General features: G+C 38.1%; 14 protein-coding genes and 1 pseudogene. 5 read left to right on the top strand and 10 right to left on the bottom strand.

Features of this window, described 5'->3' with window-relative positions; all coding sequences use genetic code 11:
• Positions 1–178: 178 nt before the first annotated feature.
• Positions 179–400 (top strand): annotated as a pseudogene (locus OIM59_RS04170) (transposase domain-containing protein); the annotation flags it as partial.
• Between the two features lie 168 nt (positions 401–568).
• On the opposite strand, the gene OIM59_RS04165 reads toward OIM59_RS04170, so the two are convergent.
• The 3 genes from OIM59_RS04165 to OIM59_RS04155 form a co-directional block, all read right to left on the bottom strand.
• A complete protein-coding gene (locus OIM59_RS04165) occupies positions 569–2,200 on the bottom strand; it encodes an IS66 family transposase (RefSeq protein WP_303895256.1) in 1,632 nt (543 codons plus the stop codon).
• A gap of 87 nt (positions 2,201–2,287) precedes the next feature.
• Entirely contained in the window at positions 2,288–2,656 is a 369-nt protein-coding gene (gene tnpB, locus OIM59_RS04160; protein WP_022233133.1) for an IS66 family insertion sequence element accessory protein TnpB, read from the bottom strand.
• Complete coding sequence (locus tag OIM59_RS04155) at positions 2,649–2,972, bottom strand: hypothetical protein (RefSeq protein WP_148331128.1); 324 nt, start codon at positions 2,970–2,972, stop codon at positions 2,649–2,651. Before OIM59_RS04155 ends, tnpB begins: the two co-directional genes overlap by 8 nt.
• A 77-nt stretch (positions 2,973–3,049) precedes the next feature.
• On the opposite strand from OIM59_RS04155, the gene OIM59_RS04150 reads away from it, so the two are divergent.
• The 4 genes from OIM59_RS04150 (at position 3,050) to OIM59_RS18675 (ending at position 4,625) form a co-directional block, all read left to right on the top strand.
• Complete coding sequence (locus OIM59_RS04150; RefSeq protein ID WP_303895251.1) at positions 3,050–3,565, top strand: DUF4372 domain-containing protein; 516 nt, start codon at positions 3,050–3,052, stop codon at positions 3,563–3,565.
• Positions 3,510–4,007 (top strand): transposase, encoded by a 498-nt coding sequence (locus OIM59_RS04145; protein ID WP_303895248.1) that lies wholly within the window; start codon positions 3,510–3,512, stop codon positions 4,005–4,007. Before OIM59_RS04150 ends, OIM59_RS04145 begins: the two co-directional genes overlap by 56 nt.
• 35 nt (positions 4,008–4,042) lie before the next feature.
• Positions 4,043–4,297, top strand: coding sequence for a hypothetical protein (locus OIM59_RS04140; RefSeq protein ID WP_303895245.1), 255 nt, complete (start codon positions 4,043–4,045; stop codon positions 4,295–4,297).
• A gap of 70 nt (positions 4,298–4,367) precedes the next feature.
• Positions 4,368–4,625 (top strand): integrase core domain-containing protein, encoded by a 258-nt coding sequence (locus tag OIM59_RS18675; protein WP_321084160.1) that lies wholly within the window; start codon positions 4,368–4,370, stop codon positions 4,623–4,625.
• A 384-nt stretch (positions 4,626–5,009) separates the two neighbouring features.
• Here the strand turns inward: OIM59_RS18675 and OIM59_RS04130 are convergent, their stop codons facing one another.
• The 7 genes from OIM59_RS04130 to OIM59_RS04100 all read right to left on the bottom strand — a co-directional run bounded on the left by OIM59_RS04130 (position 5,010) and on the right by OIM59_RS04100 (position 13,005).
• On the bottom strand, positions 5,010–5,663 hold the full coding sequence (locus OIM59_RS04130) for a M48 family metallopeptidase (protein WP_303895242.1): 654 nt from the start codon (positions 5,661–5,663) through the stop codon (positions 5,010–5,012).
• 333 nt (positions 5,664–5,996) lie between these two features.
• A complete protein-coding gene (locus OIM59_RS04125) occupies positions 5,997–6,188 on the bottom strand; it encodes a hypothetical protein (RefSeq protein ID WP_299172742.1) in 192 nt (63 codons plus the stop codon).
• A gap of 704 nt (positions 6,189–6,892) precedes the next feature.
• Complete coding sequence (locus tag OIM59_RS04120) at positions 6,893–7,231, bottom strand: hypothetical protein (protein ID WP_303895239.1); 339 nt, start codon at positions 7,229–7,231, stop codon at positions 6,893–6,895.
• 103 nt (positions 7,232–7,334) lie between these two features.
• Positions 7,335–8,306, bottom strand: a complete 972-nt coding sequence (locus OIM59_RS04115; protein WP_303895236.1) for an energy transducer TonB — start codon at positions 8,304–8,306, stop codon at positions 7,335–7,337.
• 592 nt (positions 8,307–8,898) lie between these two features.
• Positions 8,899–10,539: a LuxR family transcriptional regulator gene (locus OIM59_RS04110; protein WP_303895233.1), complete on the bottom strand. Its 1,641-nt coding sequence runs from the start codon at positions 10,537–10,539 to the stop codon at positions 8,899–8,901.
• 333 nt (positions 10,540–10,872) lie between these two features.
• A complete protein-coding gene (locus OIM59_RS04105) occupies positions 10,873–11,049 on the bottom strand; it encodes a ribonuclease P (protein WP_299172730.1) in 177 nt (58 codons plus the stop codon).
• A gap of 399 nt (positions 11,050–11,448) precedes the next feature.
• Entirely contained in the window at positions 11,449–13,005 is a 1,557-nt protein-coding gene (locus OIM59_RS04100) for a peptide MFS transporter (protein WP_299172728.1), read from the bottom strand.
• Between the last annotated feature and the right edge of the window lie 56 nt (positions 13,006–13,061).

Raw genomic sequence — 13,061 nt, 5'->3', positions numbered from 1 at the left:
AATACATCTTTTACACCTTGAGGTTTGGTTGTAGCTTTGCGGCAGCGAATACAATCAAACCTCAATTATTATGAATAGACTGAAATTTGAAGAGCTAGAATTGCAAGTGCCACAAAGCGACCTGCCGTTGAAGTCGTACCTGCAACAGATAGGTGTAAGTTAGACCTATCACTACTGGAAAAATTACCTCTTCTGCGGCAACCATGAGGCTGCGATCAATATGTCAGTCATCTGTTCCCTGCTGGCCACCTGTAAGGCACATGATGTAAACCCAAGGGATTACCTGAATGATGTCATTGTCCGAATGCCCTATCACAAAAAGGCTACTCGTGAGGAACTGCTGGAACTGCTTCCACATAAATGGAAGCTGCAATATCTGGAAAGTGCAGTGACAAAATAAAAGGAGAAATCTAACGGCCAATGCTGACTGCAACATATAGGTTCAACAAAACAATAGGTAAGCATTCGTTAAACTACAGGTATTGAACTTTATATACAACAATAGCGACTGTCACTATAAACCTAATAGTTGCAGTCGCTATTATTTTGTTGAACCTATATGTTGCAGTCAGCACCGGTTGCCGGCTTCCTCCTCTTGTTTTGTCAATGCACTTTTCGGATGTTGCAGCTTCCATTTATGTGGAAGCAGTTCCAGCAGTTCCTCATGAGTAGCTTTTTTGTAATAGGGCATTCGGGCGATGACATCATTCAGATAATCCCTTGGGTTTACATCATGTGCCTTACAGGTGGCTAGCAGGGAACAGATCACCGACATATTAGCCGCCGCCTCATGGTTGCCGCAGAAGAGGTAATTTTTCCGTCCCAGAGTAATCGGCCGGATGACATTTTCAGCCAGATTGTTATCCCAGAGCAGGCGTCCGTCCTCCAGACATCCCATCATGTTGTCCCATCGGGTATAGGCATACGTGATGGCTTTCCCGATCTGGGAATTGGGGCTGTACTTGATTCCTTCCGTTTCCATCCACACTCTCATGGCATCCATGACAGGTCCGGCCAGTTCCCGGCGCTTCGTCTTCCGCTCGTCGTACGACAGGCCCGCCTTATCGCAGCAGTGTTCAATCCGGTAAATATGCTGTATCTGGGTCAGGCCATGTTCGGCCATCTCCCGGTTTTCATCCAGAGCCTGTTCAAAATGACGGCGGATATGCACCAGGCAGTTGAGCAGCCGCACGTCGGGGTTGGTCCTGAAGGCTGTCTCATAGCCTGCAAAACCGTCGCATTGAAGATAACCCTTGAAGTGATATTGATTTGTCAGGGATTCGATGACTGCTCCGGCACGCGATCCCTCATCGTAATGGAAGATGACCAGTTTCTTCATGACCGACCTTACCATCCACAAGTATTCCTTGTCGGCCCTGTGCTTTTCCTTGTTGATGACCGGAACAGTGGTTTCGTCCGCCTGTACATAGTCGCAGGAAAAGACTTCCTTCTTGAGCTCCTCATACAGAGGCCTGAGCAGCTCCACCGTCTTTTTGAACCATCCGTCCAGCGTACTTTCCGTAAGGCCTTTCATCCCAAGATGCCGGTACTGCTGTATCTGCCGGTAGAACGGGACGTGATATTCATACTTCTGAAGCAGTATCTCGGCAAGCAGGCTGGTGTCGGCGATGCACTTGTCGACGGGCATCAGCGGCATGGGGGCAATCTCCACGCCTTTCTGCCCTGCGGGAGGAAGCCGGGTGCTGTCCTTGAGCGCATATTTGGGACGGATGATTTCCTTGACATAGAGCATCCCCGGTTTGTGCTTGACCACTTTGGTTACCTCTTCGCCAATCCTACGATATAAGGACAGGTCCACACCGGCCGGCTCTATAACCTCGGTTTCGAGTACGGGCAGATCCTCTGTCATTTTGCGGTTCTGACGCTTCTGCTTCCGGATTTCCACCGGTTCCTTTTCTATCTGCTCTACGGCCTCGTCACGCTTTTCTTCCGCCTGATGCCGGAGTCCGGCAAACTCTTCGGCAAAAAGGTCGGGCATATCGGGATTATATACGGGAAGCTTTTCTGTCTTACGCCCAAAGAGCTGGCGGTTCAGCCATGCAATCTGAGCCGTCAGCTCTTTGATTCGTTCCTGCAGGTTCTTAATCTGTTCCGCCTGATTCTTATTAGTGGCAGACAATGAAGCAATGGAGGCATTCAGCCCTTCTATCGTCTTGAGCAGTATATCCTTTTCTTCCATTGTCCGCATCTGTTTTGTTTATGTAAATATACTAAATATAAGCGGATTACACAATAATATCCGCACTTTATTCACTCCGGAAGCATATTATACATGATATTCCTTGCGCTCTGCCCTCAGGCGCCGGAGCCTCTGCTGCGGATTTTCCTGAATGCCCTCGACCATCATCACCAGGTCGCGCCATTCCATGGGATAGCTGTTTGATTGGGGATCGTACTCCGGCAGCTTGAAGCGGCCTGCCTCCAGGCGTTTTACATACATCACCATACCTCCGTCTTCCGCATGAAGCAACTTCATGAGCCTGCGGCTGGAACCGATGAAGATGAAGACATCACCATTCTTCACTTCGCTGTTCATCTTCTCATGCACCACTCCGCACAGCGAACTGATACCCTTGCGCATATCTGTCCTGCCAGGACACAGGAAGTAGCGCATCGTGTCGTTCAGGTTAAACATGGCCGCCTCGAAGACTTTGGGTGAACAGCTCCATCAGTATCTCTTCTGACCCGTTCCCAAAGTGGGCACGAAGACCGTTGGGAAACAGAACGGACACACCATGCGGCACTTGTCCTTCAGGGGACGATTCCATGACTGACTGTTTAAGACTGATGGGAACCAGCTCCTGTTTGATACTGTTCCTGTCAACCGAACATTTTCTACGCCAGTAATGATAGGTTGAATAACTTACACCTATCTGTTGTAGGTACGACTTCAACGGTAGGCCGCTTTGTTGTACCTGTAATTCCAATTCTTCAAATTCCAGTCTATTCATAATAATTGAGGTTTGATTGTATTCGCTGCCGCAAAGCTACAATCAAACCTCAAGGTGTAAAAGGTGCATTTGTCCGAATGCTTACAACAATAGTGACTGCAACTATTAAATTCATAGTGACAGTCGCTATTGTTGTATATAAAGGTTTGATACCTATAGTTTACCATCCGATAAAAATTTTGCGAAGCTATAAAATTAGAGCTGACTTCATTTGCGAGGTCAGCCCATTTTCGTTAGATTTCAGTCGCCAAACAATAAAATCCAATCATGGCAAAAGTACACATTTTAGCGGACAGCCGCCCTATTGTCAGGTGATAAAATTTCTGGACAAGTCAACAATCCTTCGGTTAAGTCGTGAATATGGTGAAGAGCACTATGTAAAACGTTTCGACATATGGACCCATCTCGTCGTTATGCTCTATACGGTCATCATGCGTTTTGATTCCTTACGGGAGATAATGGCCTCCCTGCAGGCAGAATCCCGCAAACTTTGTCATTTGGGTATAAGGTTAATGCCTTCGCGCAGTACTCTTTCCGATGCCAACAGACCGTGGGGCGTTATCCCAAGACCGGCAAAAAGAAAGGAGATATAAAGGTACCCACCGTCATACATGCCAACGAAGGAAATCTTCAGATATAAAGTTTACTTCTGCTGCAACCAACGATTCCTTCATGTTAGAGCCGTCAGCACTGAACAAAGGAGACATAATTGCCATAGACCGCGCATACATTAACTATGAGAAGCTGGAAACACTCACGCTGAGAGGGGTTCTGTATGTGACAAAAATAAAGAGAAACCTGAAACATTCTGTTATGGAGGATTGTATGTACCAGACTACAGAAGGATTTATGAAAGTACGGATACAACATGTTGCATTCTCAAAAGTACTGAAGGGTGGTGAAACCCAGACTCATCATGCCCGTATCATTACCTATGCCGATAGCCAAAAGCACAAACTGGTTTCATTGCTTACAAACGACATGGAATCAGATTCGAACGAGATCATAGAAATTTATCGCAATGCTGGGAGATAGAACTGTTGTTCAAGCAGATAAAGCAGAGCTTCCCCTTGAAATACTTCTATGGAGAAAGTGCGAATGCCATCAAGATACAGATTTGGGTGACTCTTATAGCTAATCTGCTGCTTATGATAATGAAAAAGAAACTCATACGTTCATGGAGTTTCTCCGGGCTTGCAACCATGATACGGATTACGCTTATGTATTATGTGGATTTCTACAGTCTGTTTAATCACCCGGAAAAAGATTGGGAAATGCTCTTAAGCGTAGATTGGAAAGAAGATTATCAGCTGTCTATCTTTTGACGGGGCTTAGAATGACAAAACAAGACTCGACCATTGAATACACAATAATTGAGCGGTATTTTTATATGTAATCGATTTTACCCCGGACAGCAATAATAAATTATTTTACAATAAAAGGAATGTTATATACTATGGCTACAAAACAGAGCGCATTTATCGTCAAAGCCACTTCAATAACATCAACCATGCCCGTAATGTAATTGACAGATACATTCATTTTTACAACAATTATCGTCCGCACATGAGTATAGGATATAAAAACACCGGCTCAGGTGCATCTGGAAGAGGGAGAACAGAAAAGGATGTGGAAACAGGTAAAATACACTAAAATTTTTTCATCGAATGAAGAAAATGCTGTATCATTGCAAAGCCAAAAACAGCTCCGGGTGAAAGCGTAAGCCGAAACTATTGACCTTAAAAAAACGAATGCCCCATCGAAGGGCATCCGGTTTGCCAAACGACTCCAGTTTCTTGCGTGTCCGGAACTCTTAGTAAAAACAGCACAACTTTTGCTTAATAGTCTATTATTTTAGGATGACTTTATGCAAAGTGTCTACTGTTCCAGTTTATAAAAAGAAAAAACGTCTAGTTATATCAGGAAAAGTCATGGTTCCAGTACTTCCGTGGAAGTACTGGAGTACTCCCCTGAAAGTACTGTAGTACTCCTTCGACAGTACTGGAGTACTTCCTTGGCAGTACTGAGATTCTCCCATTAATATTCCATAATATTATAATTCCACAGGTTTTTTATATAATTATCCTTATCGAAATTTTTATATAACTTCTCCACTTCTGTCTGTATTATCTTATCATTTGTAGTTTTCAAATGGTCTGATAATAAAGATTTCACTTCATCCATATTCATCTTTTTACCATCCATGAAGTAACGTATGACAAGGTTATATATGAAATCTTTCAAGTTACATGCAGTTGATTTCAATACTGTTGTGTTCTTATCCAATGCTCGGTCATAATATCTAAGGGCTTTTTGAGGAAAACCTGTCTTTTCATACAGCATGCCTGTCAAAAACAACGTGTGGTAAGTACAGGATTCCTTTTCGCATAATGAAGAAAGCAAGTTCAATGATTCTTCCTTTTTCCCTATACGGAACAATATCTTACCTTTCAATAAATATGAGTATGATATATTAGGATTAATAACTATTGCTTTGTCAATATATGTGAGAGCTTTTGTCAATGAATCCATATCATTCTCATAAAGAAGCACGTAATGTAATGCAGAATTGTACAATGAAGATACTTCAGGAGTTTTCTTCAGTAACGATAAATCGTTTGAACTTAAGTCTTGCCCATGTATTCCAATAGAAAACATTATAAAGCAAAATGAAATCAATATATTTTTCATATTTATTTTATTAATTTATCTTCTTATAATTTCAGCTACGACATTTTTATTTTTGTCATAATAAGTATCTTTTTCTATTTTTTTTAAATTTGAAACATAAGTGGTAGTAACTTTATATATTTAATCATTCTTAGATAAATAATCTTTAATCATATTATATTGTAACTGGTTATTTACATCTATTACATTCTGAGTTATATCATTATAATTAAATATTTGTTCTAATATTCCTGTAATTGGATTCCAATTTTCGGCTATTTCCTCATTAATATCATTTTTATTCACGTAACTACCACCTTTAATATATCCATGACCATCTACATATCCTCCTTGTCATATTCCACTCGATGACATTATTTTATATTCTTCCCAAGAATAATGAGTCGAACTAACTCCACTTTCAACTCCAAATCCTGAACTTTCGATATTACCTGAAGCACCAATTAAACTCTTCTGCTCATTTTCACTGATGACAGGCATCACTCTTGCCAGTTCATCCAAACTTTTCTTTGTTAACTTTTTCATGATAAAAATTTTAATTATTAATAATTTCTTTTCGAAAATATATAACTAAATATGTCATATATATGTTCTCTTGTCAATAAATTTTCTTTTTCTGCAGCTTCCATTCCATGTTTTAGGATATTGATGCTTTGATATTTTTTGTCTTGTTTATAAGATATCCAAAGACTTCATTTCTTATATTAAAAGTTAAAAGATGTCTGTTTTTGCTCTTCAGCATATAATTTACTTACTTGTCTATCATTTAACCGGTAATACAATAAAGGTTGCTCTTCTATAAAGAAAATACCGCCTCTTTTCGCTATTTCAAACCATAATTTATAATCTTCTGCATGTTTATGATTCTCATACAGTATATTATACATACTTAAAAAGTCACCTCTCTTCATTATAGTTGGATGATATAATGGGGACTATTTTAAGAGATATAAATAAATATTATCCAATCTTCCGTTTAATTATACAGGAAGAATAGCAGATCTATTTTTAGTTTATCAATTCATTGTATATCTCTATGGGTTTTCCTATCATTTTGTCTACTCCGAATTTTTTCTAATAGTGATAATACAACTGAAAAGAAATTTCATTATCTTATTCTAATTTTAGAATTGAATTTTCCTCAAACTTGTTCAAAATAATTTATTGGGGTTATGACTTGAGTGAAATGCTACTTGACATACTACTATTTCTTAAAAAATGGGAGTATGTCAATGTATTTGTGCAGAAACCAAATCATAATAGAATCCTTTTTTCTCCATAAGCATTTTATGATTACCTACTTCGACTAAATCATCACATAATTTATCGGCATGTTCATAGATAAACTGCAATTTATCTCCAAACAATTCATCAAAATCGGCTTCCACCAGTTTGTTCTTGGTGAGATAAAGCAGGACATAACCTATACCGGAAAGACCGTTTTCAAAACCCGGATCATTTGTCTTTGTGAGCAGTGATTCCTGTAATGTCTGTAATGCCTGATCTTCGATATACTCATCTTCCAGAAATCGGGCTACCTCAAGCCAAGGACATACCTGCTTTACCATTAAACAAACCGCTTGAACTGACAGAGCATGAGTTAAGCATTACATGCTCTGCCGCTTTCTTTATCAAGGCTTCATTTATTTCCATCTTATTGAATTCTTATTGTCACTTATATCTGAAAGGGATTGTAAACAAGCATGGAACGTTCTTTCCCTTGTCTATCGCAGCTTTCCAGCGGGGCATTAGTGATACCACCCTGAGAGCCTCTTTGTCCGCTGTCTCATCATAACTTTTATCTATTGTGGATGATTTGATATTGCCGTCTGTGTCTATTACCACCTTTACGGTTATAAAGACTTTTTTACCAGAGTATGATTCAGGCAACTTGAAATTCTCTTTTATAAAATCCAACATTCCGTTTACTCCACCAGGATATTCCGGAAACTGTTCCGCCACAAAATATACTCCGTCCTCCTGTTGAATCTGCATCTTCACTTCTTCAGGTTTATGTGATTTATAGTATAAAGGAAAACGATTGTCTTCAAATATGGCCTTACCGTTGGAAAGTATAAATGCCTGCTCCATATAGTTCATTATAACCGGATATTTTTCCTTGAACATTATTTCATAATTTTCTAATATCCTGTATATTTCCACATTTTCATCAGTACATAGCAGACTGTTGAAAAGGGAATACCAGAAAGGGAAATATGCCGTATAGTATTTCTTGCTGAGACGTTCCATCATCAACTCAGGGTTTTCTTCAAGTTTCCTTGCTATCAAATCCTGAAGACAACCTCCAATATCATCTACTATCCTAGTACCGCCAATGCCAAGAGTTATCAGCCTGTCGTAAAACAAGCTGTCGGGTATCTTATCTAATTTATACAAACCATCTACCATGTGTTTCCTGAAACTTGATTTAAGATTATCAAACGAAGGGATATTACCATAAGTAAGCCAGAGTTCATGCCAGGTTATAGGGAAAGCATTGAAGAAATCACGTTGAGTCTCTGCAGTATACCCTGATTTTACCATTAAAGCGAATGTACGGTTTACCTTTGCTGTATCTACAGGAAAACTGAATACTGCTATAAAACAGAATGAGAATAATGATAATAATAGAGGTCTTTTCATAATATGTCATTTACGGTTATTTTTCAAGTATATATCTTCCAAATCCTGTTTAGATTTAAAATCATATAAAGCCATGTTCCTTAAACGAAAGTAACTTACATAAGTGTCCTTCATAGCAGAATAATATTGACTCATGGTCTCATTCTGCTTCTGGCGGGCAGAGGTGAGTTCATATACAGAAAGTTCTCCCAATACAAAACTCTTTACCGCCACAATATACTGTTCACGAGCTAAATTGTATGACGACTCCGATAATTCCCATAAACATACAGAATGATTGTAAGAGTTATATATCTTTGCTAAGAAGATATCAACCCATCTTGATCTTCATTGAAAAGATGATTCTCTTTCTCACATGATGTAAGCGCACAACACAATAGTCCCATTAAAAGCATCTTTTTTATATCTATTATTAATTTATTATTATGGCAATAATACCATCAGACTACAGATATTTGTTTGATGCGAAATTAAGGTAAACTATCCATTAAACCATTAGTAAGCCATAGAAATAAGTTTGTAACATACATTTATATATTCCTGATTATCAGATACTATACAGTACAAATATTTGTAATATGAGACAAAGCAATTATAAGTCTAGTTTTTCAACTAAAAATAAGATAATATCTCCACCTTCAGGAATACCAATTTTTTTTCTAATATTAGTTTTGTACTTATGTACTGAAAAGACACTATTCATCCAAATGGCAGCAATCTCTTCTGTCTTGAATCCAGAAACAAGCATGCAACACAACTGGACTTCTTTGTCATTCAGCATAGGATATTTCTGAATAAGTTTTGAGTAGAACCCATCAAAAGATAGATCTATATGATTATAAAACTGTTCCCACTGTGTACCTAGCAAATAATTCTCATCTATTATATGATACTTTTCTAAATCCTTAAGAAATCTTGCACTCTGCACTTGCTGCGTTGAGCGCAAAATTGCTATCTTCTTTGCTATCTCAAAATCACGCAAAATAAATTCTTTGACTTCATTTTTTACATTTCTAAGGTTATCCAAAGAATTAATCTGTTGTTGCAAAGCGAGAATCCTATAAACTTGCTTTCTCCGGAGCTGTATATATATCACCAAAGATACGCATAATACTAAGAGAAGTCCTATCAGAATGTATTTATAAATGGCTATCTGTCTATAAATACTTTGTTTCTCACAAATATTTGTATAGGCCTGTATCGCTTTATCCAATGATTCTCCATTCAGGCAATCAAATGCCATTTCATATTTCTCCTTTAGCTTGTTAAAGCATTTTATTTGTTCGCCTGCATCACGATTTAACTGAGCAAACTCTGCACACAACGTATAGAATTCTATTTCTGCAAAGACATTTCCTCCATTTATACTATTCTCTATCGCCAGATACTTATATTTTTCTGCATTTAACAAGTCCTTTTTACGATAATAACAGTATGTCAAAATTGCGAAACATGTGAATTTATGTTCAATGGATGTTTCCTCAACTACAGATTCTTTCAGCTTTTCTATACAAGCATCCCAATGCTGCATTTTGTATAAGGCAATTCCCTGCAGACGTTTTATTTCACTTAAAAATATATTCTTCTTACCAAGATGTTTTTCTATTTCATTCAATTTTTCGTATGAGACTTTATATCGATCTAAATATAGAAAGCTTTTGGCAACTTGTATTTGAGTTGATATACTCATATTTTGAAAATTTACATCCTTTATGCATTGATTGGCAAGAGTCTGGTATTTAATAAAATTCAAGGTATTAAATTGCCTGATATACATTTCACCGAGATAGCTGTAAAGATAAAAAAGCCATTCTTGGTCATATTCTTGTCTAGCAATATTTATTGCGGTTTCTATGGTATGGACTTCTTTTGTTATATCATTTTCTTTTTTATAGGTTTCCGCAAGAAGATATAAAGTTTCAAGGTATGGCTGAATCATTTTTTCTTTCTTAAAAATCTGAATGCACCTTTCCAACACACTCTTTGATGGATAATAATTATTATCCGTATAACTGAGTGTGATTGCAGCTAATATAAAATGAACCGCATCTCTTTTATTCTTTACGCAATTCATGTTTATCGTATCTAACTTTAACAAATAGGATTGTGGATCATTTTCTATCTGAAAAATTATATCATCAAAATTTCTACTTTCCGAATATTCAGAATTACAAGAACCAAGCAATAACAAGGAAATACATGCTATTACACCCATATAGTGATTCAGTTTCATATTCATATTATTTTGCATTGTTATATCATGCAACTAAGTGGATTAGATGTTAAAGTCTCATTTTACAACAGACATTTGTCAAAAGACATAGCTGTATTCAACCTGTATATATTAAACTTGCAATTCGCATCATTGTTTGTTACACAGGAAGATGCCCACAAATATATTGATAAATGGCATTGAAGAATGATAAAAAAGGGAAAATATACAGATTATATTCTTTTTTAGCTAGGTTGTCATAACAAAACAGTACGATGGTTATAGAAACAGTATACTCATACCACCATTATAACAATTAAAAATTTCCCATATCTCAATATATTTAATCAGTTATCAATCGTAAATCGATACGTCATCACGGTATTCGACTATCTCCTTACCGTTGTCGAGCTGTACAATAATTTTAAGTCCGAAGTAGCCCACAATCGTTCCCTCTGTATAGCCTTTGTACGCTTCGTGCAAAGTGGATCTTACACCAATGATTTCTGTCTGTTCGTCGTATTCAAACATAATGTTATTGTTCTGATTATTATTTCCCTTATATAGTATCAACAACTTTGGGGTTGATTAAAAATCGGGGGATTCGAAAGGTGTTATGATTATTCATGCAAGTTTTCGTGTACAAATATAACCTACAGAAAGGAGTATGGAGATTTGTACAGAATCAAAAGACATGAACTTACTTTAATAGTTGCCATAACACATACCTTTGCACCTCAATTTTATTCATAAGTCAAATACACGGAAACAAATGGCATATAAAAAGGAGAAGAAAGAAAATAAAACAATGAGGTCTCAAAGTAGAAACATCAGTAGACTTATAGGTTACAATCGAATAAAAGAGGCTGTCTCAAATTATATTTCAATTTGAGACAGCCTCCTCCACAAGTAAATTCTATTTCGAGAAATTTATTTTGCTACACGTTCCAGCCATTTTACCATGAACAGCATGACTCCCATTGAAATGAGGCATACAATCATGAAAATAGCCCAGCAATATCCAATAGGAATGGCATTATACATAAGAGGACCAATCCACAACAGAAGATTACCTACAGCTGTTGCACCAAGCCACAATCCCTGGCAAAGTCCTAAAAGATGCTTTGGAGCCACCTTCGAAACGAATGACAATCCAAGTGGAGAGATAAACAACTCAGCTACCGTAAGCAGGAAGTAAAGAACAATCAACACCCATGCACCAGCTTTTACCTGCTGGTCAATAGGAAGTTCTCGATATTCTGCAGCAGAAGGATAACCCATAATGAGTGAATATGCAGACAAGAAGAGATAAGCCAAACCTGCAATGAGCATACCGATGGCAATCTTACGCGGAGTAGAAATTTCCTTGCCTCTTCTTGAAAGAGAACCGAAAATCATCATGATGACCGGAGTCAATGTAATCACAAAGAAAGGATTCACTGCCTGCCATATTTCCGGAGCAATTGTAGATGTATCAACGAAGTCTCTCGCAAAGAGTGAAAGTGAAGTACCGTTCTGATGGAATGAGAACCAGAAGAAAATAACCACACCCAGCACTGCAAACAAAGCGTAAAGACGCTGCTTAATTTCCTTCGCCATGGCAGCCTTTTCTTCTGCGGAATAAGTAACAGCAGCTGCGGCTTCTTTCTTTCCCGGATTTGGGAACTGACGCTTGGTCACAAAGAAGATAATCAAAGAAATAAGCATTGCGGCTACAGATGCCAAAAATGAATAATGGATACCTTCATTAAATATCTGCAAATATTGTGCGCAAGAAGCAGCCATATCGGTAGTTGCACCTACGCACTGTGACATCAGCTGATTCAAGTTGCCCATAGCCTCAGCCGACATACCGTCTGCACCTTTCGCTATATATTCATGGCACAGAGCAGGAAGGCCTGCATTGTAGACCATATTGTGTGCACTCAGCCACCAGCTTCTCAACAGAGGAGCGATAAACGGAGCGATAAGTCCACCAATATTGATAAATACATAAAATATCTGGAATCCGGAATCTCTCTTGCTCTTGGCTTCAATCAGTTCCTTTTCTCCCTTCTGTGCAGCCTCTGCTTCAAGGTCATCGTACATCTGACCTACAATGGCCTGAAGGTTTCCCTTGAACAGACCATTACCAAATGCGATGAAGAACAAGGCAATACAAGTAAGTGTAAGCAACCATGATGTATTGCCTGCATTGGCAGTAATAGGAATAGATAATGCAATATATCCCACAGCCATGACCACGAGACCGGCCATGATTGTACCTTTATAATTCTGCTTTCTGTCGGCTATCAGACCCCCAACAAGACTTAACAGATAGATACCTGCATAAAAGAATGAATAGATAAGTGTACTTTTTTCCTCACTTATACCAAATTTAGAACAAAGAAACAATACCAGCACGGCATTCATGATGTAGTAGCCGAAACGCTCCCCCATGTTAGAAAGTGCAGCAGGTATCAGACCTTTAGGATGCTTGTTAAACATAAATAATGAAGATTTTAATGATTAATAGTGTTAATACTCGTATATATTCTGTCTCT

Origin of the sequence: Bacteroides mediterraneensis (assembly GCF_025993685.1) — a bacterium.
Taxonomy (GTDB): domain Bacteria; phylum Bacteroidota; class Bacteroidia; order Bacteroidales; family Bacteroidaceae; genus Phocaeicola; species Phocaeicola mediterraneensis_A.
The sequence above is the reverse complement of the archived record's forward strand: the minus strand, read 5'-3'. Positions and strand labels throughout refer to the sequence as shown.